General features: G+C 59.2%; 32 protein-coding genes. 21 read left to right on the forward strand and 11 right to left on the reverse strand.

Features of this window, described 5'->3' with window-relative positions:
• Nucleotides 1–63: 63 nt before the first annotated feature.
• The gene (locus tag AC1RJ3_RS21660; RefSeq protein ID WP_427537131.1) at nt 64–1,527 is read left to right on the forward strand and encodes a GDL motif peptide-associated radical SAM/SPASM maturase; all 1,464 of its coding nucleotides are present in this window, start codon (nt 64–66) and stop codon (nt 1,525–1,527) included.
• Between the two features lie 217 nt (nt 1,528–1,744).
• The gene (locus AC1RJ3_RS21665) at nt 1,745–2,158 is read left to right on the forward strand and encodes a VOC family protein (protein ID WP_493080423.1); all 414 of its coding nucleotides are present in this window, start codon (nt 1,745–1,747) and stop codon (nt 2,156–2,158) included.
• 160 nt (nt 2,159–2,318) lie between these two features.
• On the opposite strand, the gene AC1RJ3_RS21670 is transcribed toward AC1RJ3_RS21665, so the two are convergent.
• Nucleotides 2,319–3,341, reverse strand: a complete 1,023-nt coding sequence (locus tag AC1RJ3_RS21670) for an AraC family transcriptional regulator (protein ID WP_493080425.1) — start codon at nt 3,339–3,341, stop codon at nt 2,319–2,321.
• A 133-nt stretch (nt 3,342–3,474) separates the two neighbouring features.
• Here AC1RJ3_RS21670 and AC1RJ3_RS21675 point away from each other — a divergent pair, with 133 nt between their 5' ends.
• The 5 genes from AC1RJ3_RS21675 (at nt 3,475) to AC1RJ3_RS21695 (ending at nt 7,201) form a co-directional block, all read left to right on the forward strand.
• The gene (locus AC1RJ3_RS21675; protein ID WP_103316431.1) at nt 3,475–4,659 is read left to right on the forward strand and encodes an acetyl-CoA C-acyltransferase family protein; all 1,185 of its coding nucleotides are present in this window, start codon (nt 3,475–3,477) and stop codon (nt 4,657–4,659) included.
• Between the two features lie 16 nt (nt 4,660–4,675).
• Nucleotides 4,676–5,527: a 3-hydroxybutyryl-CoA dehydrogenase gene (locus tag AC1RJ3_RS21680; protein ID WP_493080451.1), complete on the forward strand. Its 852-nt coding sequence runs from the start codon at nt 4,676–4,678 to the stop codon at nt 5,525–5,527.
• Nucleotides 5,520–6,167, forward strand: coding sequence for a TetR/AcrR family transcriptional regulator (locus tag AC1RJ3_RS21685; RefSeq protein WP_493080427.1), 648 nt, complete (start codon nt 5,520–5,522; stop codon nt 6,165–6,167). The genes AC1RJ3_RS21680 and AC1RJ3_RS21685 overlap by 8 nt, the downstream gene beginning before the upstream one ends.
• A gap of 28 nt (nt 6,168–6,195) precedes the next feature.
• A complete protein-coding gene (locus tag AC1RJ3_RS21690) occupies nt 6,196–6,909 on the forward strand; it encodes an SOS response-associated peptidase family protein (RefSeq protein WP_493080429.1) in 714 nt (237 codons plus the stop codon).
• A 91-nt stretch (nt 6,910–7,000) separates the two neighbouring features.
• Nucleotides 7,001–7,201 carry a hypothetical protein gene (locus AC1RJ3_RS21695; protein ID WP_054598363.1) on the forward strand — a complete coding sequence of 67 codons (201 nt, stop codon included), beginning with the start codon at nt 7,001–7,003 and terminating at the stop codon, nt 7,199–7,201.
• An 80-nt stretch (nt 7,202–7,281) separates the two neighbouring features.
• Here AC1RJ3_RS21695 and AC1RJ3_RS21700 read toward each other — a convergent pair whose 3' ends face one another.
• From AC1RJ3_RS21700 to AC1RJ3_RS21710, 3 genes are all read right to left on the reverse strand, one after another.
• The gene (locus tag AC1RJ3_RS21700; RefSeq protein ID WP_054597825.1) at nt 7,282–7,473 is read right to left on the reverse strand and encodes a hypothetical protein; all 192 of its coding nucleotides are present in this window, start codon (nt 7,471–7,473) and stop codon (nt 7,282–7,284) included.
• Between the two features lie 221 nt (nt 7,474–7,694).
• Complete coding sequence (locus AC1RJ3_RS21705) at nt 7,695–8,288, reverse strand: NUDIX domain-containing protein (RefSeq protein WP_054597826.1); 594 nt, start codon at nt 8,286–8,288, stop codon at nt 7,695–7,697.
• 154 nt (nt 8,289–8,442) lie between these two features.
• Nucleotides 8,443–9,078 carry a lytic polysaccharide monooxygenase auxiliary activity family 9 protein gene (locus AC1RJ3_RS21710; protein ID WP_493080432.1) on the reverse strand — a complete coding sequence of 212 codons (636 nt, stop codon included), beginning with the start codon at nt 9,076–9,078 and terminating at the stop codon, nt 8,443–8,445.
• Nucleotides 9,079–9,388: 310 nt separating this feature from the next.
• On the opposite strand from AC1RJ3_RS21710, the gene AC1RJ3_RS21715 reads away from it, so the two are divergent.
• On the forward strand, nt 9,389–9,832 hold the full coding sequence (locus tag AC1RJ3_RS21715) for a GNAT family N-acetyltransferase (protein ID WP_054597828.1): 444 nt from the start codon (nt 9,389–9,391) through the stop codon (nt 9,830–9,832).
• A gap of 11 nt (nt 9,833–9,843) precedes the next feature.
• Here the strand turns inward: AC1RJ3_RS21715 and AC1RJ3_RS21720 are convergent, their stop codons facing one another.
• Nucleotides 9,844–10,182, reverse strand: coding sequence for a hypothetical protein (locus tag AC1RJ3_RS21720; RefSeq protein WP_054597829.1), 339 nt, complete (start codon nt 10,180–10,182; stop codon nt 9,844–9,846).
• Nucleotides 10,183–10,370: 188 nt separating this feature from the next.
• Between AC1RJ3_RS21720 and AC1RJ3_RS21725 the strand changes: the two genes are divergently transcribed.
• From AC1RJ3_RS21725 to AC1RJ3_RS21765, 9 genes are all read left to right on the forward strand, one after another.
• Nucleotides 10,371–10,619, forward strand: coding sequence for a hypothetical protein (locus AC1RJ3_RS21725; RefSeq protein ID WP_019689854.1), 249 nt, complete (start codon nt 10,371–10,373; stop codon nt 10,617–10,619).
• A gap of 59 nt (nt 10,620–10,678) precedes the next feature.
• The gene (locus AC1RJ3_RS21730; protein WP_493080435.1) at nt 10,679–11,008 is read left to right on the forward strand and encodes a DUF6388 family protein; all 330 of its coding nucleotides are present in this window, start codon (nt 10,679–10,681) and stop codon (nt 11,006–11,008) included.
• A 3-nt stretch (nt 11,009–11,011) separates the two neighbouring features.
• Nucleotides 11,012–11,716 (forward strand): YoaK family protein, encoded by a 705-nt coding sequence (locus AC1RJ3_RS21735; RefSeq protein ID WP_054597831.1) that lies wholly within the window; start codon nt 11,012–11,014, stop codon nt 11,714–11,716.
• A 65-nt stretch (nt 11,717–11,781) separates the two neighbouring features.
• Nucleotides 11,782–12,174, forward strand: coding sequence for a sulfurtransferase complex subunit TusD (gene tusD / locus AC1RJ3_RS21740; RefSeq protein ID WP_024264676.1), 393 nt, complete (start codon nt 11,782–11,784; stop codon nt 12,172–12,174).
• Between the two features lie 3 nt (nt 12,175–12,177).
• Nucleotides 12,178–12,540 (forward strand): sulfurtransferase complex subunit TusC, encoded by a 363-nt coding sequence (tusC, locus tag AC1RJ3_RS21745; RefSeq protein ID WP_493080437.1) that lies wholly within the window; start codon nt 12,178–12,180, stop codon nt 12,538–12,540.
• On the forward strand, nt 12,540–12,839 hold the full coding sequence (gene tusB / locus AC1RJ3_RS21750; RefSeq protein ID WP_347927073.1) for a sulfurtransferase complex subunit TusB: 300 nt from the start codon (nt 12,540–12,542) through the stop codon (nt 12,837–12,839). The genes tusC and tusB overlap by 1 nt, the downstream gene beginning before the upstream one ends.
• Entirely contained in the window at nt 12,836–13,171 is a 336-nt protein-coding gene (locus AC1RJ3_RS21755) for a TusE/DsrC/DsvC family sulfur relay protein (protein WP_054597834.1), read from the forward strand. Before tusB ends, AC1RJ3_RS21755 begins: the two co-directional genes overlap by 4 nt.
• Nucleotides 13,168–14,169: a glycosyl transferase family protein gene (locus AC1RJ3_RS21760; RefSeq protein ID WP_054597835.1), complete on the forward strand. Its 1,002-nt coding sequence runs from the start codon at nt 13,168–13,170 to the stop codon at nt 14,167–14,169. The genes AC1RJ3_RS21755 and AC1RJ3_RS21760 overlap by 4 nt, the downstream gene beginning before the upstream one ends.
• 88 nt (nt 14,170–14,257) lie before the next feature.
• Nucleotides 14,258–15,259: a glutathione S-transferase family protein gene (locus tag AC1RJ3_RS21765; RefSeq protein ID WP_493080440.1), complete on the forward strand. Its 1,002-nt coding sequence runs from the start codon at nt 14,258–14,260 to the stop codon at nt 15,257–15,259.
• A gap of 171 nt (nt 15,260–15,430) precedes the next feature.
• On the opposite strand, the gene cysG is transcribed toward AC1RJ3_RS21765, so the two are convergent.
• The 6 genes from cysG to ftsK form a co-directional block, all read right to left on the reverse strand.
• Complete coding sequence (gene cysG / locus AC1RJ3_RS21770; protein ID WP_493080442.1) at nt 15,431–16,825, reverse strand: siroheme synthase CysG; 1,395 nt, start codon at nt 16,823–16,825, stop codon at nt 15,431–15,433.
• Complete coding sequence (gene serS, locus AC1RJ3_RS21775) at nt 16,826–18,106, reverse strand: serine--tRNA ligase (protein ID WP_054597838.1); 1,281 nt, start codon at nt 18,104–18,106, stop codon at nt 16,826–16,828.
• 16 nt (nt 18,107–18,122) lie between these two features.
• Nucleotides 18,123–18,497, reverse strand: coding sequence for a fluoride efflux transporter CrcB (gene crcB, locus AC1RJ3_RS21780; RefSeq protein WP_054597839.1), 375 nt, complete (start codon nt 18,495–18,497; stop codon nt 18,123–18,125).
• The gene (locus tag AC1RJ3_RS21785) at nt 18,494–19,819 is read right to left on the reverse strand and encodes a replication-associated recombination protein A (protein WP_020723510.1); all 1,326 of its coding nucleotides are present in this window, start codon (nt 19,817–19,819) and stop codon (nt 18,494–18,496) included. Before AC1RJ3_RS21785 ends, crcB begins: the two co-directional genes overlap by 4 nt.
• A 259-nt stretch (nt 19,820–20,078) precedes the next feature.
• A complete protein-coding gene (gene lolA / locus AC1RJ3_RS21790; RefSeq protein ID WP_019689841.1) occupies nt 20,079–20,702 on the reverse strand; it encodes an outer membrane lipoprotein periplasmic chaperone LolA in 624 nt (207 codons plus the stop codon).
• A gap of 58 nt (nt 20,703–20,760) precedes the next feature.
• Nucleotides 20,761–23,166 carry a DNA translocase FtsK gene (gene ftsK / locus AC1RJ3_RS21795; protein WP_103316443.1) on the reverse strand — a complete coding sequence of 802 codons (2,406 nt, stop codon included), beginning with the start codon at nt 23,164–23,166 and terminating at the stop codon, nt 20,761–20,763.
• Nucleotides 23,167–23,494: 328 nt separating this feature from the next.
• On the opposite strand from ftsK, the gene trxB reads away from it, so the two are divergent.
• The 4 genes from trxB to infA all read left to right on the forward strand — a co-directional run bounded on the left by trxB (nt 23,495) and on the right by infA (nt 26,286).
• Nucleotides 23,495–24,445, forward strand: a complete 951-nt coding sequence (gene trxB, locus AC1RJ3_RS21800; RefSeq protein ID WP_054597841.1) for a thioredoxin-disulfide reductase — start codon at nt 23,495–23,497, stop codon at nt 24,443–24,445.
• Between the two features lie 64 nt (nt 24,446–24,509).
• Nucleotides 24,510–25,190 (forward strand): leucyl/phenylalanyl-tRNA--protein transferase, encoded by a 681-nt coding sequence (aat, locus tag AC1RJ3_RS21805; protein ID WP_054597842.1) that lies wholly within the window; start codon nt 24,510–24,512, stop codon nt 25,188–25,190.
• Nucleotides 25,191–25,248: 58 nt separating this feature from the next.
• Nucleotides 25,249–25,956: an arginyltransferase gene (locus tag AC1RJ3_RS21810; protein ID WP_054597843.1), complete on the forward strand. Its 708-nt coding sequence runs from the start codon at nt 25,249–25,251 to the stop codon at nt 25,954–25,956.
• Nucleotides 25,957–26,067: 111 nt separating this feature from the next.
• A complete protein-coding gene (gene infA, locus AC1RJ3_RS21815; RefSeq protein WP_002553999.1) occupies nt 26,068–26,286 on the forward strand; it encodes a translation initiation factor IF-1 in 219 nt (72 codons plus the stop codon).
• The last annotated feature ends 214 nt before the right edge of the window (nt 26,287–26,500 follow it).

Genomic DNA, 26,500 nt, shown 5'->3' on the forward strand with positions numbered 1-26,500 from the left:
AAGGAAGGCGCGAACACTTCGATGGATTCGTGCCGCGTACGTGTCTGTGCGCAAGGATTTCCCATGTCAGACAATCGCCCCGCCCGCTACCTCAGTGAAACCGACCTCAAACGTTACGTGCCGGTCCATGTGGTCTGGGAAATCACCCTGGCCTGCGATCTCAAATGCCTGCATTGCGGCTCCCGCGCAGGCCATCGACGCCCGGATGAACTGAACACCCGGGAATGCCTGGATGTCATCGATTCCCTCGCTGCACTCGGCACCCGCGAGATCACCTTGATCGGCGGTGAAGCCTATTTGCGCAAGGACTGGACTCAGCTGATCCAGGCGATCCACGATCACGGCATGTATTGCGCGATACAAACTGGTGGCCGCAACCTGACGCCGGCAAAAATGCAGGCGGCAGTGGATGCCGGGCTCAATGGCGTCGGTGTTTCGCTGGATGGACTGGCTCCGCTGCATGACGCCGTGCGCAATGTTCCGGGCTCGTTCGACAAGGCTATCGATACCCTGCGACGCGCCAAACAGTCGGGGCTCGCGGTGAGCGTCAACACCCAGATCGGTGCGGCCACCCTGCCCGATCTGCCCGAACTGATGGACTTGATCATCGAACTCGGCGCCACCCACTGGCAGATCCAGCTGACGGTCGCCATGGGCAATGCCGTCGACCATCCAGAGCTGCTGTTACAGCCCTATCAACTGCTTGAAGTGATGCCGTTGCTGGCACGCCTTTACCGCGAGGGGGTTGATCGCGGCCTGCTGATGAACGTGGGCAACAATATTGGTTACTACGGCCCTTACGAGCATATGTGGCGTGGTTTTGGCGACGAGCGCGTGCACTGGAGCGGCTGCGCGGCCGGGCAAACCGTGCTGGCACTCGAAGCCGACGGCACCGTCAAAGGCTGCCCTTCTTTGGCAACGGTGGGTTTTTCCGGCGGTAATGTGCGCAACATGAGCCTGCACGATATCTGGCACTACAGCGAAGGCATGCACTTCGGCCGTCTGCGCGGTGTCGAGGATCTGTGGGGCTACTGCCGAAGCTGCTACTACAACGATGTCTGCCGTGGCGGCTGTACCTGGACGTCGCACTCCTTGCTCGGCAAACCCGGCAACAATCCCTACTGTCACTACCGTGCGCTGGATCTGCAGAAAAAGGGACTGCGCGAACGAATTGTCAAACTCGAGGACGCTGCGAAAACCTCTTTCGCCGTAGGACGTTTTGACCTGATTACTGAACGCATCGACACCGGCGAGAAGGTCAACAGCGTCAGCGACAGTGGCCAGGTGATCAAACTGGCCTGGGCGAACCAGGGCCAGAAATCGCCTGACGAAGGACGTATTCCGCCGCAACTGGCGCTGTGTCGTGGCTGTTTGCAGTACATCCACGCACACGAAGTGATCTGCCCACATTGCGCCGCCGATGTCGCCGCCGCAGAAGCCGAGCACCAGGTCAACCGCGCCCGGCAACAAACCATCCTCAATACGCTGACCGGACTGCTGGGATTGCCGCAAAGCAACTTGATGTAGCGAGGCCTGAATACCAGGGGGCAACTCGCCCCCTGCAATCTTTTTTCCACCGGTAATAACGCTCGCTCGCAGCAAACAAAATCATCTAAAAAAACCACACCTGTCAGCCATAATTAGCCCCCTACTACTCGATAGCTGAACGTCTTTCCCATGGCTTACCCACACGGGCACGCTGGAATAAATAGTGCCCTTTCCCTCTGCGTTCCTGGAGCTGACGATGAAAATCAATCCCTACCTGATCTTCAACGGTGATTGCAAAGCAGCCTTCACGTTCTACGCGCAATGCCTGCAAGGCACCCTTGAAATGATGATGACCTTCGGCGAGTCGCCGGCCCGCGATCAAATTCCGGCGAGTAGCCATGACCTGATCATGCATACCCGGCTGGTGGTCGGCGACCAGGTCCTCATGGGCTCCGACACCACACCTGAGCGGCCCTACCACGGCATCAGCGGTTGCTCTGTTTCGCTGAATGTCACCAGCATCGCTGAAGCCGAGCGAATTTTTAGCGCACTGGCGGACCAGGGCACCATTCAAATGCCGCTGGAGGCGACGTTCTGGGCCGCACGCTTCGGCATGCTGGTTGACCGTTTCGGGGTGCCATGGATGGTCAATTGCGAAGCCGACAAGTAAAACGCTATTCGATGAGTGCAGTGCTGTTCACTTAAGCCGGTGTTTCAGGCAAAACCGCAGTTGTGACGAGGGAGCTTGCTCCCGCTGGGGCGCGAAGTGGCCCTGAATTGGGCCTGCTACGCAGTCCAGCGGGAGCAAGCTCCCTCGCCACAGATACTTCTCAGGCATCGAGGCGCTTGCCCTGGAACCTCGCCCGGTAACGCCCCGGACTCTCACCGGTCCATTTCTTGAACGCCCGATGGAACGCGCTGGGCTCCTGAAAACCGATCTGCTCGGCAATCGCGGTGATGCTCGATTGGCTCTGGCGCAGCTGTTCAAAGGCAACACCGCGGCGTACTTCGTCCTTGATCTCCTGGAATGAACAGCCTTCACGCTCCAGCTTTCGGCGAACGGTGCTGGGGCTCAAATGCTGTTCGATCGCGAACGCCTCCAGGGTCGGCCATTGGCTGTAATGGCTGTTGCGCAAACGCTGATGAACCTGCGATGCCAGGCCATGCTGGTTACGGAAACGAATCACCAGCCACTGCGGTGCACTGCGCAAAAATGCCTTGAGTGAAGCAAGGTCCTGAACCACCGGCAATTGCAGATAACGGCTGTCGAACTCGATCTCGGTGCGCTCGGCGCCGAAGGTCAGGTTGGCGCCCCAGAGCAATGAATCATCATTGAGCGACAACCGCTCATGACGAAAGTCCGCACGATCAATGGGAATGCGCCGCCCGCCGAGCCAGCACAGCAGGCTGATCATCAACACCAGAAACGTCTCTTCACCGAAGTGTGCGACGTCGCTGTTTTGCGCCTGAGTCTGCAAGCTGATGACTGCACGCTTGCCACGCACCGTTAACGTGCCGCGAAAATCCCGCAGGAACAGACCGAAATTGGCCAGGCACTGACGCATGGCTTTTTCCAGCGTCGGCTCCTGAATCAATGCCCGACAGATCAAGGCGAAACTGCCCGGCGGCATGCCGTGGGAGTCCAGCTGAAAGAACTCGTCGTTCAGCTCACGAATCTGCACCAGCCATAACGCCGCAAAAGCAGTAGCCGGCACCCGCGCCGTAGGCTGATCCATCAGTGCCGGATCGATTCCCACCTGCTCGAGTACCGACCGCAGACGCTGCGGATTTTCACGCAGGGTATGGATCATTGGATACATGAAATAGACCGCCACCGAATCCGTATCCCGCATGTGCTCGTCTCTCTCCTCAGCATCTGAAAGTGGCAAAAAACGCCATCACCGTTGAACAGTTCCGGCATAGGCCAGCGGCGTTGCTGATTCTAGACTCGTACCCAACAAAAAAGACCTCTTTCAGGAAAACCACATGAACCCTTCCGATATTTTTGTTGTGAGCGCGGTCCGTTCTGCCATCGGCAGTTTTGGCGGTTCACTCAAGGATGTGCCGCCTATCCAGTTGGCAACCGACGTGTGCCGCGCAGCCATTGAACGTTCAGGCCTGGCGCCCGAACTCATCGGTCATGCGGTGATGGGCCATGTGATCCCGACGGAGGCTCGCGACGCCTACATTTCACGGGCCGTGGCGATGAATGCCGGCCTGCCGAAAGAGACCCCGGCCTTCAACGTCAACCGCCTCTGCGGTTCGGGTCTGCAGGCGATTGTCAGTGCGGCACAAAGTCTGATGCTGGGGGATGCCGGGGCAGCGCTGGCCGGTGGCGTCGAATCCATGAGCCGTGGTGCCTACTTGTTGCCACAGGCGCGCTGGGGTGCACGAATGGGCGACATTCAGGGCATCGACTACATGCTCGGCGTGCTGCAAGACCCGTTTGCCGGCTTCCACATGGGCATCACCGCAGAAAACATCGCCGAGCACTACGGCATCTCCCGTCAGACCCAGGATCAACTGGCGCTGCTCAGCCAGCAGCGTGCTGCCCGGGCGATTGCCGAAGGACGTTTTGCCGGGCAGATCGTACCGATCGAAGTGGCGAGCCGCAAAGGCACGGTTTCGTTTGCGACGGATGAGCATGTACGGGCAGAGGTCAGCTTCGAGCAATTGAGCGGCATGAAACCCGCATTCAAAAAAGACGGCAGCGTCACCGCCGGCAACGCCTCCGGCCTCAATGATGGCGCTGGCGCGCTGATCATGGCCACCGGGCAAGTTGTCCAGGAACAAGGCCTCAAGCCGATGGCCCGACTGGTGGGGTATGCCCACGCCGGGGTTGAGCCGTCGATGATGGGACTTGGACCGATTCCCGCCACTCGCCTGGTGCTCAAGCGCGCGGGCCTGACCGTGGCCGACCTTGATGTCATCGAGTCCAACGAAGCCTTCGCGGCCCAGGCCTGTGCCGTGGCGCAAGAGCTGGGCTTCGATCCCGAGAAGGTCAACCCCAACGGTTCGGGCATCTCGCTGGGCCATCCAGTGGGCGCCACTGGCGCAATCATCGCGACCAAGGCCATTCACGAACTGCATCGGATTCAGGGACGTTATGCCCTGGCGACCATGTGCATTGGCGGCGGCCAAGGCATTGCCGTGTTGTTCGAACGGGTTTGACGGAAAGGACATGACGATGAATCTGCAGAACATTGGCGTCATTGGCGCCGGCACCATGGGCAACGGCATTGCGCAAATCTGCGCACTGGCCGGTTTCAACGTGACCTTGCTGGACATCTCCGAAAGCGCCCTGCAAAAAGCGCTGGCGACCGTGGGCAAGAACCTCGACCGGCAGGTCGCCAAGGCGTCGCTGACCGAGGAGCAAAAGCTTGCGGCATTGGACAAGATCAGCACCAGCACCGACTACAGCACCCTGCACAATGTGCAGTTGGTGATCGAGGCCGCGACCGAAAACCTCGAACTGAAACTGCGGGTATTGCAACAGATCGCCGCTCAGGTCAGCGCCGACTGCGTGATTGCTTCCAACACCTCATCGTTGTCGATCACCGAGCTCGCCGCGAGCGTCAGTTCGCCGGCGCGTTTCATCGGCCTGCACTTCTTCAACCCGGTGCCGGTGATGGGGTTGATCGAAGTGATCCGCGGCCTGCAAACCAGCGACGCCACGCACACCCTGGCCCTGGAACTGGCGCAACGCCTGGGCAAGACCGCGATCACCGCCGGTAACCGTCCGGGCTTTGTGGTGAACCGGATTCTGGTGCCGATGATCAACGAAGCGATCCTGGTGTTTCAGGAAGGCCTGGCCAGCGCCGAAGACATCGATGCAGGCATGCGCCTGGGTTGCAATCAGCCGATAGGTCCGCTGGCGCTGGCCGACCTGATTGGCCTGGATACCTTGCTGGCGATCATGCAGGCCTTCTACGACGGCTTCAACGACAGCAAGTACCGCCCCGCGCCACTGCTCAAGGAAATGGTCGCGGCTGGTTACCTGGGGCGCAAGACCGGCCGCGGTTTCCATACCTATGGCTGAGCGTTGCTCACGCTTCGCCGAGAGCCGGGACAAGGCCCTGGAGCTGTTCGCCAGCAAGGGTTTTGGCCAGGTCGGCATGCGTGAGCTGGCAGCGTTCCTGGGGCTTGCCCCAGGCTCGCTGTATCACCATTACCCGAGCAAGCAGCACTTGTTGCTCGACTTGATCGAAGAGTTTTACGAGGAGCTGCTGGCGACCCTCGGACGCCTCGAGCGACAGCCGCGAGACCTGCGTGACAGCCTGCACGACGTCATCCATGCGCACCTGAGCCTGCATCGGGAAATGCCCTGGCATTTTCGCCTGGTGGAGCGCGACTGCGGTTGCCTGAACGAGGATCAGCAAGTGCATGTTCGGCAGTTGCAGGAGCATTACGAACGGCAATTGCTGATGATCCTCTGTCCCTCGCGCCGATTCAGTGAACAAGGATTACTGGCTGCCGGACACACCATTGCCAGCATGCTCAACAGCGCGCCCAGCTGGCTGGCGCTGCACCCGCTGGAGGATCGGGAACGCAACGAACTGCTGGAGAACCTGTTGACCGGGGCCATTGCAGGTTTGCTGGCCCATACCTCCTGCGATCTGCCAGTCCTTCAGACAATAGATCCGCTCGCGGCGCCTCCGCCCTGGGCGCGACTCGGCTAAGCTGAAAGCTCCACCGGAGGATTTTCCAATGTGTGGAAGACTTTCGCAGTACCGAGGCATCCACGACTTCGTCGCGGCGCTGAGCATGCCCAATCCCCTGGTCAATACTGTGGGCGACCAGCCTCTGGGTCTGTACAACGTCGCACCATCAACCCAGGTCGCGCTCTTCCACCTCGAAGGCGAAACCCTGCACGCTGACAGGGTACGCTGGGGATGGCGACCAGCCTGGTCGAAAGACAACTCTGTGCCGATCAATACCCGAGTCGAGAAAGTCGCACACGGCTCATTCTTCCGGGCGATCTGGCCGCACCGCGCCATCGTGCCCATCGATAACTGGTTCGAATGGGTTTATGAAGGCGGCCCGAATAAACAGCCTTACCTTATCCGGCGCCGGGATCGCGCTCCCATACTCTGCGCAGCCATTGGTCAGTACCCTGCAGGTGGTCGGGAACCGAAGAAGGACGATGGTTTTGTGATTTTCACCGCCGACAGTGGCGGTGGCCTGGTCGATCTACATGATCGGCGACCGGTGGTGCTGTCACCGGAGCTGGCCCGCGAGTGGCTCAACCTGGCGATGCCCAAGGAGAGCGCCGAACAGATGGTGCTGCACCAGGGCGAGCCTGCCGAAACCTTCGAGTGGTTCAAGGTGGATATGGCGATCGGTAACGTGAAAAACCAGAGACCGGATCTCATCACGCCGATCGGTAAGATCATCACTGGCGATCACAAAAGCAATGGCTGATCGGGTGGCGACACCGCGGTTTCTCGACTAGGATTTTCGCGGTATGGAAACGTGTCGCGCTGTTAGCGAGCACTTGGTCTGGGAGACGAAAATGAACCCGATTCGAATGGCCGAGCGGACCTATCGCACTTGGTCCAGCCCGATCCTGCTAGAGCTCAAAGAGAGGGAACATCAGCTGCAACCTTCAGACCGCCAGGCACTTGAAAATGTGATGGTGGAGAGAAGACTTCTGAACACCGGTAATCCTGCCGGCAAGGATCGACGCAAACCTGAGTCGACTGATAACGCCTGACGAATGAGCCCGCTATAAGCGGGCTCTTTTTCGTTTGCGCGGCTGGAAGGCAGACCGACACACTCATCCGGATGATCGCCTCACTGTGTATTGGGAACGGCTTTCGTTCTGGATGAACGGGCGGGTAATGACGCGGCGTAGGCCAGCGCTTCTTCTCGACTGCCAAAGGACCCGAGCCGGTCGCTACGGGTACAGACCTTCCAGAGACCGCTGTTGACGCTGACCACTTGATAACCGTTCATCTGCATTTTGCTAAGCATCGGAGCACTCATAGTCACCTCCATTCGAGTACAGACAGTCCGAACCTAACTTACACCCGGTTTAGCGTTCTGTGGGCTCAATAGGTTGAACGGTCGAATGATCCGAGGCGTACATATGAAACATCTTTCACAGTGATTTCGACGCTTGGCGGATATATTCCTCGCCGCTCATTCAAGAAACTTTCAGCCCGCCTTCTCCCGCGGGCTTTTTTTTGCCCGGCGAAAATCCAAGCCTAAACCGCCGCAAAAATATCCTTCATCGCCGCGTACTGCAGCAGCATGATGGTTTTCGCGTCGACGATCTGCCCACTGTAAAACGCCTCGAGTGCCTCATCGAACTTCAGCTCCAGCACCTCAAGGTCCTCCGTTTCAACCTCCAGCCCACCACCCGATCCGACGCGTGAAGCAGCATCATATTCAGCCACAAAAAAATGCAGTTTCTCGGTCACCGACCCGGGGCTCATGTAAGCCTCAAAGACCTTCTGTACGTCATGAACGCGATAGCCGGTTTCCTCCTCCGCTTCAGCGCGAATGCGTTCTTGCGGTGAGGCGCCTTCCAGCAACCCCGCAGCCACTTCAACCAGCAAGCCGTCATGACCGTTGACGAAGACCGGCAACCTGAACTGGCGGGTCAGTACGATGGTTTTTTGCGCGCGATTGAACAGCAGAATGGCGGCACCATTGCCACGGTCGTAGACCTCACGGGTTTGTCGCTGCCAAACGCCATTGTTGCGCAGGTAATCGAAGGTGATTTTCTTGAGCAGGTACCAGTCGTGGGACAGCACCTGGGACTCGATGATGTTGACGCGCTCAGCCGTGTTCGACATGACAATCCATCCTTTTTGTTGTCAGAGGGCGCCATGGTATTCCATCGTAGCGGTGGCCGCAGCGACGGCAGATACAAAAAAAGCCCGGCATCGCCGCCGGGCTTTCGGTTCCAATCCTTTGGAACCTGTTGGGTATCACTCTACGAGCGAAGCCTTACTTGAAGTCCACATCGAAGGCTTGATAGAAGGCGTTGCCGGTGTTGGCGACAATCCACAGCAGCACAATGACGTGATGGCCTTTTTTGCCTGCTGGCAACTTCACTTCATGTTCGACTTTGGCTTTGAGTTCGCTGCTGTGCGCGTAATAAGGCACCTGGGTGTAGAAGTCCTCCGCAAACGGTTTGGCCTCGAGTTGCGCACGGCTGATGCGCTGTTTCGGGTCCCAGCCATCCTTGGTGATGAACCAGCTGTAGCCGCGGGTGGTATGAGGCGCGGTGTACTGCCAGGTGACATGAAAGACCTGGCCCGGGTTCACGTTCAGCAGTGGCCAGGTAAATGGGCGGTTGAGCTTTTTGCTCATTTCCTCATTGGTGAAGTTGATGCAGTCACGAGCATCAGCCTTGCCACCGCTGAGAATAAAACCATCAGCCGGTGGTGCAACGCTGTCGCTGTCCGTCTGATACGGTGCGGGGAAAGGCCCGGCGGTCAGTGACGGGAAGTTCTTGCCGCCTTCCATTTCGTTGACCTGCCACCCTTCCAGGAGACCGACCTCCATGGCGACAGAGCCGCGGCTGGCAGGGGTAGTGACACGACCATGTTTGAGTTGCGCTTGGGTTTGTGGCTTGTTCATTTTTTCACTCCGTTGATTAAGAACGTTCCTTCCTGAGGAACGCTTTCAACCTAACCGAATGACAGATGAAGTCCATGGCCGCTTTTTTCGCGTTCCAATCGCGCTTTTGAGCCGAACCCAATAAATACTGGTTATCCATACAGTTAAATGTATGAATTCGTACGTTGAGACTGGCAAAAGTACTACAACACAATCCCGCAATCGGAACGATTCCCATCAGGAAGGCTGCGCGTCACTGGTATTCACTTCGTTAACAACACGCGGTAGTCTCGGTATCGGTTGCCCAAAAACCGTTACAAGGACGTCACGAATGAAACTACGCATCGAGATATCGCAAAACCCGCTACCCGAAGAACGCCAGGCGATTATCAACCCCCTGCGCGCCTACAACATCGCCCATGCCGGCGAAGGTCACTACCAGGAAATCGCCCTGCTGGTTCGAGATGAACAGAGCGACGAAATCCTCGGCGGGCTCTACGCAAAACTGTTTTATCAGTGGATGTTCATCGACTTGTTGTCAGTGCCCGAACAGGCACGCGGACAGGGCACCGGCTCACGGCTGATGCACATGGCCGAAGAGCTGGCACGGGAGAAGAACTGCATTGGGATCTACCTCGACACCTTCGAATTCCAGGCACCGGAGTTTTACAAGAAGCTGGGGTTTACCGAGATTGGGCAGATTGCCGATTACCCACCGGGCAGCAAGCGCTTCTTTTTTCAGAAACGCCTGACGGCCGCCGAGCCAAACACCTGACGGTCACTGACTCACAGACAGGTTGCCAGTGCTGCCAATCGGCGCTTGGCAACCCAGTTGTCCTGAGTGGCGTAGTACTTCAATGCGCCGCTTTGCACGTCGATGAAGGCCTCGGCCGAACGGGTGTAAACCGTAAAACCGCCGGTTTCGCCGGGTTGCAGGTAACCGCTGGCGTCGACACCGAACACCGCCTCGTCCTGCCAGGCAAACTGCACGCACTGGGCGACGACCAGATCAGGCTTGCTCGAGGCGAGCGTCTTGTAGGGGCTCTGGGAGCGCGCTTCTTTCATCGTCGATCCCGCGCAACCCGCCAGCAACACGCCAGCCAGCGCCACCATCAAAATACGCATTGTGTTTCCTTATTCGCAAAACGCTGACTGTATCACCGCAAGCGGCTACTCCGAAGCGCCAGGCAAGGTTCTTCCTCATGGCGCCGCTCTGCTTTACTTTATATAGATAGCGACAGCCCGCGCCGATTCGCGCACCCTGTCGCGCCATAATTGGCGCGTCGCGCCGAGCAACTTCCTCCGGAAAGCCCATGACCCCCAATGCCGAGTTTTACAAACCTTCCACCGACTACGCCGACAAGCTGATCAGCCAGATCGGTCAGACTCCGTCGTGGATCGCCAAACGCATTGGCGTGACCGACAAGCGCATTCGCTACATCCTCGATGGCGAAAGAACCGTCAAAGGTGAAACCACGCCGATCCAGATGACCTACACCGAGCAGTTTGCACTTGAGTGCCTGGCCGCCGAGGCCAAAGCCAACAAGAAAAAGACCTCCTGACCCGCGTCAAGGCAAACGCCCTCAAGACGCGCATACTTTCCCTTTGACAAGGACGGTCCATGGCCCCCATCGACTCGCAGCACGAACTGGCGCTGCAACGATTTCTCAATGCACGACCGGCGTTACGCGAAGAGCTCGATCACCTGAACCCTCTGGCCGCCCAGGCCAAAGGCGAAACCATGGCGCAGTATCGCAACGAACGACTGCATGAAGCCTACGAGGCGGAGGCCGAGCGTCTGGGCCTGTTTGCCTGGGAACTGACGTTGCAATTGACCGTGGCCACTGTTGAGGACTATGAAGCCCAACGGCTGGAGGTGCACAAGGAAGTGGCGCAAATGGCCGGCATGGACTGGAAGGAATATCGCAAATTGCATGGTATCGAGAGTTGACGAATGCTGCCGTCTTCACCTAATCGCGCCCACACACCGGGCCTGTTGCACGTGCAGAAATGGCGCGGCCGGATCGGTATGTTGCTGGTAGCGAGCCTGTCAGTGCTGGCTGGCATGACCGACGCTATCGGCTTTATGGCCACTGGCGACTTCGTCTCCTTCATGAGCGGCAACACCACTCGCCTGGCGGTAGCGATCAGCGGCGCAGATCTGGGCATGACCTTGCGGTTGCTAGTGCTGGTCGCCATGTTTGTCGTCGGCAACGCCTTGGGTATTGTAGTCAGCCGATTCAGCGGCCGACGCGCCCTGCCCTTGATGCTGTGCGTCGCTGCGCTGTTGTGCGGCGCCGCTGCATGGCCATTCGAGGCTAAATTACCGGCGTTGCTGGCAGCGATCATCGCCATGGGGATGCTCAACGCCGCCGTCGAACAGGTCAACGGCTTTCCGGTCGGGTTGACCTATGTCACCGGTGCCCTGTCACGCTTTGGGCGCGGTCTGGGACGCTGGTTGCTCGGCGAACGCCGCAATGGCTGGCGGGTGCAACTGATTCCGTGGACCGGCATGTTTGCCGGCGCCGTCCTGGGCGCAGCGCTCGAACACCATCTCGGCCTGCAAGCCCTGTATGCCAGCGGTCTGCTGGCCGGCGTGCTCGGTGCTGTTTCACTGAAGATTCCACGGCGTTGGCAGATGGGCTATATGCCGCGCTGAATCGCCCTTCGCCGCACCGGCGATAAAGCTTTATCATGGCCGCAGATTTGTTGTCAGAGTTCATCATGAAGTTCGCCATTGCGCTGTTTTCCGCCGCACATGCGCCCTCCTCGCGCCGCGCCCTGCTGTTTGCTCAGGCAGCGCTGGCCGGTGGGCACGAGATCGTGCGGCTGTTTTTCTACCAGGACGGCGTTTACAACGCGTCGAGCAACGTCGTTACGCCACAGGACGAGCAGGACCTGGCGCTGCAATGGCGCAACTTCGTCAGCGAGCACCAACTCGACGGCGTAGTGTGTATTGCTGCAGCCTTGCGTCGCGGTGTGCTGGATGAAGCAGAAGCCAGGCGTTATCAGCGCACGGCAATCAATGTCAGCGCACCGTGGGAATTGTCCGGGCTCGGGCAGTTGCACGATGCGGTGCAAGACGCCGATCGCCTGATCTGTTTTGGAGGGCCATGAAACATGCCTAAATCGTTGCTGATTATCAGCCGGCAGGCACCCTGGTCTGGCCCAAGCGCCCGTGAAGCGCTGGATATCGTACTCGCCGGCGGCGCCTTCGATTTGCCGATCGGCCTGCTGTTTCTCGATGACGGCGTCTTCCAGCTCGCCACCGGGCAGGACGCCAAAGCCGTGCAACAAAAAGACCTCAGCGCCAACCTGCAGGCGCTTGGGTTGTTTGGTATAGAAGACCTGTACGTGTGTGGCGACAGCGCAACCGCACGCGGCCTGGTGCCGACGGCCTTGAGCCTCGAACCGTTGCACGTACTGGCCGCTGAACAGATCTCGGCCGTTATTGACCGTTATGACCAAGTGATCACCCTCTGATGTCGACTTTGCATGTGTTGTCTCACTCGCCGTTTACCGATAACCGGCTGACCAGTTGCCTGCGCATGCTGGGTGCGAGCGATGCCCTGCTGCTCAGTGGCGATGCGGTCTACGCCTTGCAGCCCGGCACCGCGCCACTCAGCGCACTGCAAGCACACAGCGAAACCTTGCGCCTGTTTGTCCTCGACGAAGATGTTCAGGCTCGCGGCCTGCAAGTGCCCGACTGGGTCAAAAGCGTCGACTATCCGGCCTTCGTCGAACTGTCGATTCACTACGACAAGGTCAACAGCTGGTTATGAATTCGCTTACCGTAGGCGCTCGTCGCATCGATCTGGACAAGGACGGTTACCTGGTTGATCTGGGTGACTGGTCCGCCGAAGTCGCCACAGCGCTGGCTGCCGCCGAAGAACTTGAGCTGAGCCCCGAACACTGGGAAATCCTTGAGCTGCTGCGCGGCTTCTATCAGGAGTTCCAGCTGTCGCCGGCCACTCGCCCGCTGATCAAATACACCGCGCTGAAGCTGGGCCCGGACAAGGGCAACAGCCTGCACCTGAACCGATTGTTCAAAGGCACTCCCGCCAAACTTGCCGCCAAGCTGGCGGGCCTGCCCAAACCGACGAATTGTCTATGACCGATTTCGCCCCACTGATCACTGAAACACCTGCCGAACACCCTTTCGCGCAGTTCGTGCGGATTCTCGGCAAAGGCAAACGCGGCGCCCGCAGCCTGACTCGCGAAGAGGCCCGCGAGGCCATGGGCATGCTGCTCGACGACAAGGTCGAGGACACTCAACTCGGTGCCTTCCTGATGCTGTTGCGGCACAAGGAAGAAAGCCCGGAAGAGCTGGCAGGTTTCACCGAAGCCTTGCGCGAGCGGTTGAACGCGCCAGCGCTGGGTGTCGATCTGGACTGGCCGACCTACGCCGGCAAGAAGCGCCACCTGCCGTGGTACCTGCTGGCGGCCAAGTGCCTGGCGCAAAACGGCGTGCGGATCCTGATGCATGGCGGTGGCGCACATACCGCCGGGCGGCTGTACAGCGAGCAACTGCTCGAGCCATTGCAGATCCCGCTGTGCCGTAACTGGCAACAAGTGGGTGAGGCGCTGGAGCAAGGCAACCTGGCGTTTATCCCGCTGGGTGACTGGGCGCCGCAACTGCAACGGATGATTGACCTGCGCAACACCCTCGGCCTGCGTTCGCCAATCCACTCGCTGGCGCGAATTCTCAACCCGTTGGGCGCTCGCTGTGGCTTGCAAAGCATCTTCCACCCCGGCTATCAGGGCGTGCACCGCGACGCCAGCGGCTTGCTGGGCGATAACGCGATCGTGATCAAGGGCGATGGCGGTGAGATCGAGATCAACCCGGATGCCGATAGTCACTTGTACGGCACCACTGGCGGTCAGAGCTGGGACGAGGAATGGCCGCAGCTGTCGGCGCAACGCCACGTCAAACCGGCGAGCCTGGACCCGGAACACTTGAAAGCCGTATGGCGCGGCGACGTGGTCGACAGCTACCCGCAAATGGCGCTGATTTCGACCATGGCCCTGGCCTTGCGCGGTCTTGGTACGCCGCGTGATGAAGCCTTCGTCAAGGCTCAGCAGTTCTGGGATGCTCGCGACAAATCTATTTAATCGATCATTAACGCCCAACCTTTGCGCTTTTTGTTCGAAAGGATCGGAATAGACTCAACTCCAACGTTTAACGACTTTGGAGTTCAAGATGGGTTTGCTGATCGAAGGGCAATGGCGTGATCAGTGGTACGAAAGCAGCAAGGACGGCGCGTTCCAGCGCGAACAAGCGCAGCGCCGTAACTGGCTGACCGCCGACGGCAAACCCGGCCCCAGCGGCGAAGGCGGTTTTCCTGCACAAGCGGGTCGCTATCACCTCTACGTGTCGCTCGCCTGTCCCTGGGCGCATCGCACACTGATTCTGCGCAAGCTCAAAGGCCTGGAAAGCCTGGTCGATGTGTCGGTGGTCAGCTGGCTGATGCTGGAAAACGGCTGGACCTTCGACAAAGCCTTCGGCTCCACTGGCGACAAGCTCGACCACCTCACGTTCATGCACCAGCGCTACACCGCCGATACCGCCGACTACACCGGTCGCGTAACAGTGCCGGTGTTGTGGGATAACCTGCAAAAACGCATCGTCAGCAACGAATCAGCGGAAATCATCCGCATGTTCAACAGTGCATTCGACGGTCTGACCGGCAACGACCTGGACTTCTACCCGCAACCTTTACGCGCTGAAATCGATGAGCTGAATGCGCGGATTTATCCGGCGGTGAACAACGGCGTGTATCGCGCCGGGTTTGCCACCTCGCAAACGGCCTATGAAGAAGCCTTTGATGAGCTGTTCAGTGAACTCGACTGGCTGGAAAACCGCTTGGGCGAGAAGCGCTACCTGGCCGGCGAATACCTGACCGAGGCAGACATTCGCCTGTTCACCACGCTGATTCGCTTCGACGCGGTGTATTACAGCCACTTCAAGTGCAACCTGCGACGGATCGCCGATTACCCGAACCTGTCGAACTGGCTACGCGAGTTGTATCAGTGGCCGGGGATCAGCGACACCGTGGACTTTACCCACATCAAGGGGCATTACTACGCGAGCCATCGCACGATCAATCCGACCGGCATTGTGCCGAAGGGACCGGCGCAGGATTTCACCGTCGCCCATGATCGGGAGCGGTTGAGCGGGAAAGGGGTTTGGCGCAAGGCCTAGGTGCTGAACTGAACCCGGCCGTGACAACGATCAATTGTGGCGAGGGGCTTGCCCCCGCTCGGTTGCGAAGCAGCCGCAAAACCGGAGAGTGCGGTCTATCAGTAAGACCCCGGTCATTGGTTTCAGGGCCGCTACGCGCCCCAGCGGGGGCAAGCCCCCTCGCCACAGTGTTCAGAGTTGCGACTGGGCGCCTTCAAACCACGCGAGTTTCTCGCGAAGTTGCACCACTTCTCCCACGATCACCAAGGTCGGCGCATGCACTTCATGCTCCGCCACCAACTGTGGAAGGTTGGCCAGCGTGCCGGTGAAAACCCGCTGATTAGGCGTCGTGCCCTGCTGGATCAACGCCGCCGGCGTGTCCGCCGAACGACCATGCCTGATCAATTCTTCGCAGATGATCGGCAGTCCCACCAGCCCCATGTAAAACACCAGGGTTTGCGCGGGCGCGACCAGATCGCCCCACGGCAGATCCGAGGTGCCGTCCTTCAGGTGGCCGGTGATAAAACGCACCGACTGCGCGTAATCGCGGTGGGTCAACGGAATCCCGGCGTAGGCCGCGCAACCGCTGGCAGCGGTAATACCCGGCACGACCTGGAACGGAATGCCGTGGGCCGCCAGTTCTTCGATCTCTTCGCCACCACGGCCAAAGATGAACGGATCACCGCCCTTCAGCCGCACCACACGCTTGCCCTGCTTGGCCAGGTTCACCAATTGCTGGTTGATCTGATCCTGAGGCACCGCATGATCGGCACGTCGCTTGCCGACATAGATCCGCTCGGCATCACGACGACACAGTTCAAGAATCGCCGGTGCCACCAGACGGTCATACAGCACCACATCGGCTTGCTGCATCAGCCGCAAGGCGCGGAATGTCAGTAGATCCGGATCACCCGGCCCTGCGCCGACCAGATACACCTCACCTGGAGCATTGGGGGATTCGCCGTTGATTTTCGCCAGCAACAAACGCTCGGCTTCAGCGCCCTGCCCGGCCAGTTGACGATCCGCGATCGGCCCCTGGAACACCTCTTCCCAGAATGCCCGACGCTGCTGCACATCCGGGAACAGGCCTTTGACCTGATGGCGAAAACGCGCTGCCAACCCGGCCAGTTGGCCATAGGTCGAAGGAATCCAGGTTTCCAGCTTGGCGCGGATCAACCGCGCCAGCACCGGCGCATCGCCGCCGCTGGACACGGCAATCACCAACGGCGAACGGTCGACGATCGCCGGGAAGATCACGCTGCACAGGGCCGGCGCGTCCACCACGTTGACCGGCACGCAGCGCCGATGAGCATCTTTGGAGACTTGCGCATTCAGCGGTTCGTCGTCGGTAGCGGCAATGATCAGCCCGCAGCCGTCGAGGTCCGACTCACGATAGCCGCGCAACACCAACTCGCCGCCACTGTTCTGCACCAGCTCACGCAGCTGGGCTTCGATCTCAGGTGCAACGACCCGCAGCAGCGCGCCGGCGTCGGCCAGCAGACGGGATTTGCGCAAGGCAATCTCCCCCCCACCGACGACCAACACACGACTGCCGCGCAGGTTGTGAAACAGCGGCAGAAATTCCATTTAGCCGATGACCTCAAGGCCGCCCATGTACGGCTTGAGCACGGCTGGCACGCGGATCGAACCGTCGGCCTGCTGATAGTTCTCCAGCACCGCCACCAGGGTACGACCGACCGCCAGGCCGGAACCGTTCAGGGTGTGGACCAGCTCGGGCTTGCCGGTTTCCGGGTTACGGAAACGTGCTTGCATGCGCCGGGCCTGGAAATCGCCGCAGTTGGAGCACGACGAAATTTCACGGTATTTGCCCTGGCTCGGGACCCACACTTCCAGGTCGTAGGTCTTGACCGCGCTGAAGCCCATGTCGCCGGTGCACAGCGCCAGGGTACGGTATGGCAGTTCGAGCAATTGCAGGACTTTCTCGGCGTTGGCGGTCAGGCTTTCCAGCGCTTCCATCGAAGTCGATGGCTCAACGATCTGGACCATTTCGACCTTGTCGAACTGGTGCTGACGAATCATCCCACGGGTGTCACGGCCCGATGCACCGGCTTCGCTACGGAAGCACGGGGTGTGAGCGACGAATTTGATTGGCAGCTGTTTGGCGTCGATGATTTCGCCAGCCACGATGTTGGTCAGCGACACTTCAGCAGTCGGGATCAGGTACAGATCGGCTTCGCCTTCGCGGCTGATCTTGAACAGGTCTTCCTCGAACTTCGGCAGTTGACCGGTGCCCTGCAAGGCCGGCGCCTGAACCAGATAAGGCGTGTAGGCTTCTTCGTAGCCATGCTCGGTGGTGTGCAGGTTGATCATGAACTGCGCCAGTGCGCGGTGCAGACGGGCAATCGGCCCACGCAGCAAGGAGAAACGGGCACCGGACAGCTTGGCGGCGGTTTCAAAGTCCAGCCAGCCGAACTTCTCGCCCAGCGCGACGTGATCCTTGATCTCGAAATCGAAGGTGGTCGGCGTGCCCCAGCGGCGCACTTCGACGTTGCCGTCTTCGTCGGAACCAATCGGCACCGACTCGTGCGGCAGGTTAGGAATGTTCAGCAGGATCGAGTCCAGTTCGGTCTGGATCTCGTCCAGCTCGACTTTGCCGATACCGAGCTCATTCGCCATGCGCTCGACGTCTGCCATCAACGGAGCAATGTCTTCGCCGCGCTGCTTGGCCTGACCGATGGATTTGGAGCGCGCATTACGTTCAGCCTGCAGTGCTTCGGTGCGGGTCTGGACGGTCTTGCGCTGTTCTTCCAGCGCTTCGATGCGCGCAACATCCAGGCTGAAGCCGCGGGATGCCAGGCGGTCCGCTACGTCCTGAAGGTTGCTACGTAACAGTTTGGAATCGAGCATGTCGGTCTCTCGTTTATCAAAGTTTGGTCAAGGATAGGCCAGCCCAGGTCGCGAGCAGCCCGCCGAATACGCTGATTGCCGCGTAGCCCAAGGCCAGCGGCACTTGCCCACTTTCGAGCAAGCGCACCGTATCCAGTGAAAAGGATGAAAAAGTCGTCAGGCCGCCAAGGAAGCCCACCATCAACCCGGCACGCACCTCAATCGGCACTTCCGGGCGCAGCATAAACAGACCATACAAAAAGCCGATCAACAGGCAGCCAATGATATTAACGGCCAGCGTCGCGGTATAGAAGTGCCGCGGCCAATTTGCGTTGATCCAGTTGCCGGTCGCAAAACGCAGTAATGTGCCGGCAATACCGCCGACGGAGACCGCAACGATCAAGGGAATCAAGGTTTTCTCCGCTGTTTGGGGCTCAGACGGTCCAGCTGCGCAAGGTGGTTGAGCTTCTCGCCGATCTTCAATTCGAGGCCACGGGGTACCGGACGATAGAACGACTGCGGCTCCAGTTCCTCCGGGAAATAATCTTCGCCGGCCGCGTAAGCGTCCGGTTCGTCGTGGGCATAACGGTATTCGTCGCCGTAACCGAGTTGTTTCATCAACTTGGTCGGGGCATTGCGCAAATGCAGCGGGACTTCCAGCGAGCCATGCTCGGCAGCGCTGCGCATGGCCGCTTTGAAACCCATATAAACCGCGTTGCTTTTCGGCGCACAGGCCAGATAGGTAATCGCCTGCGCGACCGCCAACTCGCCTTCGGGGCTGCCCAGTCGCTCCTGCACATCCCACGCCGCCAGGCACAGGCTCAAGGCACGCGGGTCAGCATTGCCGATGTCTTCGCTGGCCATGCGCACCACGCGCCGGGCCAGGTACAACGGATCGCAGCCACCGTCGAGCATCCGTGCGAACCAGTACAGCGCGCCGTCCGGGTTGGAGCCGCGCACCGATTTGTGCAGCGCAGAGATCTGGTCGTAAAACGCTTCGCCGCCTTTGTCGAAACGTCGCCGGGTGTCGCCAAGCAGGCTTTGCAGCAGCTCGACGCCGATTTCCGTACCGTCTTCGGCCAGGTCGGAGGCGTTCTCCAGCAAGTTCAGCAGACGCCGGCCGTCACCGTCAGCGGCGCTGAGCAGCATCTTGAAACCGTCATCGCCGAGGCTCAGCTGACGCTTGCCCAGACCACGCTCTTCGGTCAACGCCCGCTGCACCAGTTTGTGCAGCGCGGTTTCGTCGAGGCTCTTGAGCACGTAGACGCGCGCACGGGACAGCAGTGCGTTATTCAGTTCAAACGACGGGTTTTCGGTGGTCGCGCCAATGAAAATCAGCGTGCCGTCTTCGACGTACGGCAGAAAGGCATCTTGTTGCGACTTGTTGAAGCGATGGACTTCGTCGACGAACAGAATGGTTCGGCGGCCATATTGTCCGGCCTGCTGCTTGGCGACTTCCACCGCCTGGCGGATCTCCTTGACCCCGGCCAGCACCGCCGAGACCGTTTCGAAGTGCGCATCCGAAACTTCCGCGAGCAATCGCGCCAGGGTGGTTTTACCCACGCCCGGCGGCCCCCAGAAAATCATCGAGTGCAAGGCACCCTGCTCCAGCGCCTCGCGCAACGGCTTGCCGCGGGCCAACAGGTGTTCCTGACCGACATACTCGTCCAGGTTGGCCGCACGTAAGCGGGCGGCCAACGGCTGAGCTATCGGGGCACTGCGAAACAGGTCCATCACGTAGGGTTAAAACCTCAAATTATTACGTAATTCTCAAGTCTGGCGAATACCCTGTGGTGAGGGAGCTTGCTCCCGCTGGACTGCGTAGCAGTCCCCATTTTCAGGGCCGCTTCGCGCCCCAGCGGGAGCAAGCTCCCTCGCCACAGGTTCAGTATTCGGCTTAAGTGATCGGCATTAGGGCAAGCCCCCTCACCACAAATTATGTGTGTGTGCTGCAGCTTTCCTTGACTGTCCAGCACCGGGTTACTGCTGCTCTTTATTCCTGGATCACGTCCGCGCCCTTGGGGATGTCGAACTTGAACTTGGAGGCCGGAATCGGCTCGTTGGCCTTGACCCCGGTGAACAGGATATTGGTGCGCTGGCCGACGCTGTCGATCATCTGCATGTCATTGACCATACCGTTGCGGAACGACAGGCGCAGGCTGTCGAACAGCGTGTCCTTGGTCTTGGGCTTGAGCGTGAAGTCGATCACGCCGCCGGCTTCCTTGGACGTAATGGCGAAGCTCTGGCTGATTTTCGACACATCACCGGACAGCAACAATGCTGGAGTCTGGGTCAGGCGCTGATCAAGGTTCTTGATGGTGACCTGTTGCAGGTCCGGGTCCCACAAGGAAACCTTCTTGCCATCCGACACCATCAGCTGTTCTTGCGGTGCATCGGTGTGCCAGTAGAACAGGCCCGGACGCTGCAAGGACATTTCGCCAGCGGTTTCCTGCAACTGAGTACCGCTGCCGTCGAGGGTCAGCTGAGAGAAACGTGCGGTCAGGGTCTGCGACTTTTCGAGCAACTGAGTCAGACGCGCCACGTCCTTGTCATCGGCGTGGGCCGAAAGCGTGGTTAAAGCCAGTACCGGCAGCAGCAACATGCGGATAAGACGCATGGGAGTCCTCTTTGATATTCGTTTGAATGGCGTGCCGCGTGATTTCACGCGGCACCGGTCAGTCGCGCATAGGGCCTGGTGCAAGCACTTCACGCGAGCCGTTGGTATTCATGGAAGTCACGACCCCGGCCATTTCCATGGCTTCGATCATGCGCGCAGCGCGGTTGTAGCCGATCTTCAGCTTGCGCTGAACCGCAGAGATCGAGGCGCGGCGGCTTTCCAGCACGAACTGCACCGCTTCGTCATAGAGCGCGTCGGTTTCCGCATCATCGTCGCCGCCACCGCTGCTGCCTTCAAAGCCACTGCCCGCCTCTTCGACACCGTTAAGGATGTCGTCGTTGTACTCCGGTGCACCGCGCAGTTTCCAGGCTTCAACCACCCGGTGAACTTCATCGTCGGAAACGAACGCGCCGTGAACCCGAATTGGCAGACTGGTGCCCGGTGGCATGTAGAGCATGTCACCGTGACCCAGCAACTGCTCGGCACCACCCTGGTCGATGATGGTTCGCGAGTCGATCTTGCTCGATACCTGGAACGCCATACGGGTCGGGATGTTGGCCTTGATCAGACCGGTGATCACATCCACCGACGGGCGCTGGGTCGCAAGGATCAAGTGAATACCGGCCGCACGGGCTTTCTGGGCGATCCGGGCGATCAGCTCTTCAACCTTCTTGCCGACGATCATCATCATGTCGGCGAATTCGTCGACCACCACCACGATGGTTGGCAGCTTGGTCAGCAGCGGTGCTTCGTCGTGAATGCTTTCGCGGTTGTACAACGGATCCGTCAGCGGTGTACCCGCCTCCTGCGCCTCTCTGACCTTCTGGTTGAAGCCCGACAGGTTACGCACGCCCATCTTCGCCATCAGCTTGTAGCGGCGCTCCATCTCGGCCACGCTCCAGCGCAACGCGTTGGCGGCGTCCTTCATGTCGGTGACCACCGGGCACAGCAGGTGCGGAATGCCTTCGTAGATCGACAATTCAAGCATTTTCGGGTCGATCATGATCAGCTTGGCGTCTTCCGGGCCCGACTTGAACAGGATCGACAGAATCATTGCGTTCACGCCCACCGACTTACCGGAACCGGTAGTACCGGCCACCAGCAGGTGAGGCATTTTTGCCAGGTCGACGATGATCGGCTTACCGCCGATGTCGTGACCCAGGGCCAGGGTGACCGGGGACTTGGCGTCATCGTATTCCGGCGTCGACAGCACTTCGGAGAAGCGCACGATCTGCCGGTCTTCGTTGGGAATCTCGATACCGACCGTGGTCTTGCCGGGAATCACTTCCACCACCCGCACACTGGTCACTGCCAGCGAGCGCGCAAGGTCTTTGGCCAGGTTGGAGATACGGCTGACTTTTACCCCGGCCGCCGGTTGAATTTCGTAACGGGTAATCACCGGACCTGGGTGAATCGAATCCACCGAGACTTCGACGCCGAATTCCTTGAGCTTGATTTCCAGCAAATGGCCAACCGCAGCCAGCGACTCAGGCGAATAGTTGAGCTGTTTCTTTTCTGCCGGGTCGAGAATCGAGATCGGCGGCAAGGTGCCTTCGACCGCACTGTCAACGAACAGCGGCGCCTGTTTCTCTTTTTCGACGCGTTTGCTTGGCGGCGGCGCTTTCGGCGGTGCGGGAGCAATCACCGGCGGAACCTGCTTCTCGCGCTCGGACATGTGCTTGCTCAGGGCTTGCTCGCGCTCGATCAGGCGTTCCTTGACCTTGGCTTGCTCGCGCTTGTCGGTCACGGTCGGAGCCACGACTTCGTGCACCCGATCGTCGACTTCACGCAATTGTGCAACCAGTTGCTTGCGTTCAGTGCGCGCAGCCCACCAGCGATTGGCAGCTCCCTGGAACAGTTCGAACAGGTCGAGAGTGATCTTGCCGGTGACGTCCATCACCTTGAACCATGAAAGGTCGGTGAACACGGTCAGGCCGAACAGAAACAGTGCGATGAACATCAGGGTGCTGCCCTGGATATTCAGCGCGTTCTTCGCCAGATCGCCCAGGCTTTCACCCAATGCACCGCCAGCGCCGGCCGGCAAACCGGTCGGGGCGTGGAAATGGATATGCGCCAGGGCTGCGCCCGACAGCACCAGAAACACCAAGCCGATCAGGCGCCAGGAAAACAGCCAGCCGCTCCACTGCCACGGTTCGTGGCGCTGGCGGAAGATCTGGTAAGTCTTGATCGCCAGCAACAGCGGGAAGATATAGGCGAAGTAACCCAGCACCATGAACAGGATATCGGCGCTGTAGGAGCCGGCCGGCCCGCCGAAGTTCTGTACATCGTCGATTTTGCTGTTATGACTCCAGCCCGGATCGTCCTTGCCATAGGTCAGCAAGGCCATCATCAGGAACAGGCACAAGGCACCGATGGCGATCAGTGCACCTTCCTTGAGCCGGTAGTGCAGATGCTGACGCCAGAGTGGAACTACTGTTTTAGGTGCTGCGGTGGATTTCTTCAAAACGCGTCTTTTCCTGCGCCTGTAGCGCGTCCAACTGTTGATTGACTACAAAAAACTGCCCACTCCGGGCAGGTAACAAAGTTAACGGGCGCAACAGAGACTACTTTTAACACTCTGACATCGAAATCTGAAACCGTCGGAGATGCCGAAGACAGCGATCTTTTATACGAAGATTTCGGAACATCCTGATACAGACCGGCATTGTACGGGTTTGCCCGCACGATGCCACGCCAGAGCAGCTAAGGTGTAGCATAGCCAAAAGTACGTTGCGCGCGCTTCAATTTGAGCATGCATTCTCTTTTGTGACAAAGGCTTATGAGGTGTTTTTATGAGCGAAGCTAAGCATTCACGCCTGATCATTCTGGGTTCCGGCCCTGCCGGTTACAGCGCCGCCGTTTATGCCGCTCGTGCCAACCTCAAGCCGACTGTTATTACCGGCCTGCAAGCCGGCGGTCAATTGACCACCACCATTGAAGTCGACAACTGGCCAGGCGATGTTGAAGGCCTGACCGGCCCGGTGCTGATGGAACGCATGCAAAAACATGCCGAGCGTTTCGACACCGAGATCGTCTACGACCACATTCACACCGCAGAGTTGCAGCAGCGGCCGTTTCGCCTCACTGGCGACAGTGGCACCTACACCTGCGATGCATTGATTATCGCGACCGGTGCTTCGGCACAATACCTGGGGCTGCCTTCTGAAGAAACCTTCGCCGGCAAAGGCGTTTCCGCCTGTGCCACCTGCGATGGGTTTTTCTACCGCAATCAGGTGGTCGCAGTGATTGGCGGTGGCAACACGGCCGTTGAAGAAGCGCTGTACCTGGCCAACATCGCCAAGGAAGTGCACCTGATTCATCGTCGCGACAAACTGCGCTCAGAGAAGATTCTTCAGGACAAACTGTTCGAGCGTGCCAAAAATGGCAACATTCGCCTGCACTGGAACCAGAACCTTGAAGAGGTATTGGGCGATGCCAGCGGCGTAACCGGTGCACGCCTGCGCGACAGCCTGACCGGCGCGATGAAAGACCTGGAGCTGACCGGCGTATTCATCGCCATCGGCCATAAACCCAATACCGACCTGTTCCAGGGTCAGCTGGAAATGCATAACGGCTACCTGCGAGTTCGCGGCGGCAGCGAAGGCAATGCCACCGCCACCGAGATCGAAGGGGTGTTTGCCGCCGGCGATGTGGCCGACCACGTCTACCGTCAGGCGGTGACTTCCGCCGGTGCCGGCTGCATGGCGGCACTGGACGCGGAGAAGTACCTGGACGACAACTGATAAGACATTCGTTGCGGCAGGCCAATGCCTGCCGCTGCCCTCCCCTTCTGCAAGCCTGGATACCATGCTGACCTGGTTACAACGCGACTCCCTGAAATTCCCGCCGCTGGAAAAAGCCATGCGCGACCCCAACGGCCTGCTTGCCGCTGGCGGCGACCTGAGCGCCGATCGGCTGATCCAGGCTTACCGCCACGGTTGCTTCCCGTGGTTTTCGGAGGGCCAACCGATCCTCTGGTGGTCTCCTGACCCACGCACCGTATTGTTTCCCGACGAATTGCATATTTCTCGCAGCCTCGGCAAGCTGTTGCGCCAAAAGCGTTACGACGTGACGTTCGATCAGGACTTCCCGGCCGTCATACGCGCCTGCGCAGCTCCGCGGGAGTACGCCGATGGCACCTGGATCACCGAAGCGATGCAAACCGCCTACATGGAGCTGCACGCTCGCGGATACGCCCACTCGGTCGAAGTCTGGGACCAAGGGGTATTGGTGGGTGGGCTCTATGGCCTGGCCATGGGTCAGCTGTTTTTTGGTGAATCGATGTTCAGCCGGGCCGACAACGCCTCCAAGGTCGGCTTCGCCACGCTGGTCAACCACCTCAAGGACGCCGGTTTCGTGCTGATCGACTGCCAGATGCCGACCGGTCATCTGCACAGTCTGGGTGCCCGGGCGATCCCGCGCCGAGAGTTTGCTGGCTATCTGCAGCAACACCTTGATCAAGCCAGCGGCGCCCCATGGGTTTGCTGAGCGACTTTTGCGCTCGTGGCTTACACTTAATTGAACAGCTATTCCCGAGGGTTGATTCATGACCGAGTTGGCGCGCCTCAAGTTCTATGCCACTCAGCCCCACTCTTGCAGCTATCTGCCCGATGAACAGGCCACCACGCTGTTCCTCGACCCTAGCCAGCCCATGGATGTGCATGTCTATGCAGACCTGTCGGAAATGGGTTTTCGTCGCAGTGGCGATCACCTGTACCGGCCGCATTGCCAAAATTGCAATGCGTGTGTGCCTGCGCGCATTCCGGTTGCACAGTTTTCGCCAAACCGTCAGCAAAAACGCATTTTCAAACGCAACGCCGACCTGCAGGTTCGCCCGGCCAAACCGGGTTTCAGCGAAGAATATTTCGAGCTTTACCAACGCTATATCGAACAGCGCCACGCCGATGGCGACATGTACCCGCCCAGCCGCGATCAGTTTTCGACCTTTCTGGTCCGCGACCTGCCGTTTTCGCGTTTCTATGAGTTCCGCCTCGAAGGCCGTCTGCTGGCGGTCGCCGTGACGGATCTGCTGCCCAACGGCTTGTCGGCGGTCTACACCTTCTATGAGCCCGAAGAAGATCGCCGCAGCCTGGGCCGTTACGCGATTCTCTGGCAAATCAACGAAGCCCGGCGCCTGGGACTGGACGCGGTCTACCTCGGATACTGGATCAAAAACTGCAAGAAAATGAACTACAAGACCCAATATCGCCCCATAGAGCTGCTGATTAATCAGCGCTGGGTGGTACTGAACTAGGTTCAGCCCTAAAGCCCTTGGCTTAAACCCCACTTTTCGGGCACAATGCACGCCGCTTTTGCCTGGCGCAGTTGCACCGGGCCATTCATTGGATACCGAGGGCTTTACTGCATGTCGAAAGAAGACAGCTTCGAAATGGAAGGCACTGTCGTCGACACCCTGCCCAACACCATGTTTCGTGTGGAGTTGGAAAATGGGCACGTCGTAACCGCGCATATTTCCGGCAAGATGCGCAAGAATTACATTCGTATTCTTACCGGTGACAAAGTGCGCGTCGAGCTGACGCCCTATGATTTGAGCAAAGGGCGGATCACTTACCGCGCTCGTTAATCAAGTCAATACAAAACGCCCGGCTCTGCCGGGCGTTTTTGTTTGTCTGGGATCTTTCGGCTGGGGTGTATATCCGTTGCTGCGGTAACGGCTGCTTATGGTTTCGCTCTTACAGCGACTCACTTTTCCAGACGCCGAAAAGTAAGCAAATGTATGGTCAGCCCACCTTCTGCCACCCAGCACTGATGAACGGTAAATCGAGCTTGCGCTAATG

Source organism: Pseudomonas sp. GW822-FHT04C11, assembly GCF_058800905.1.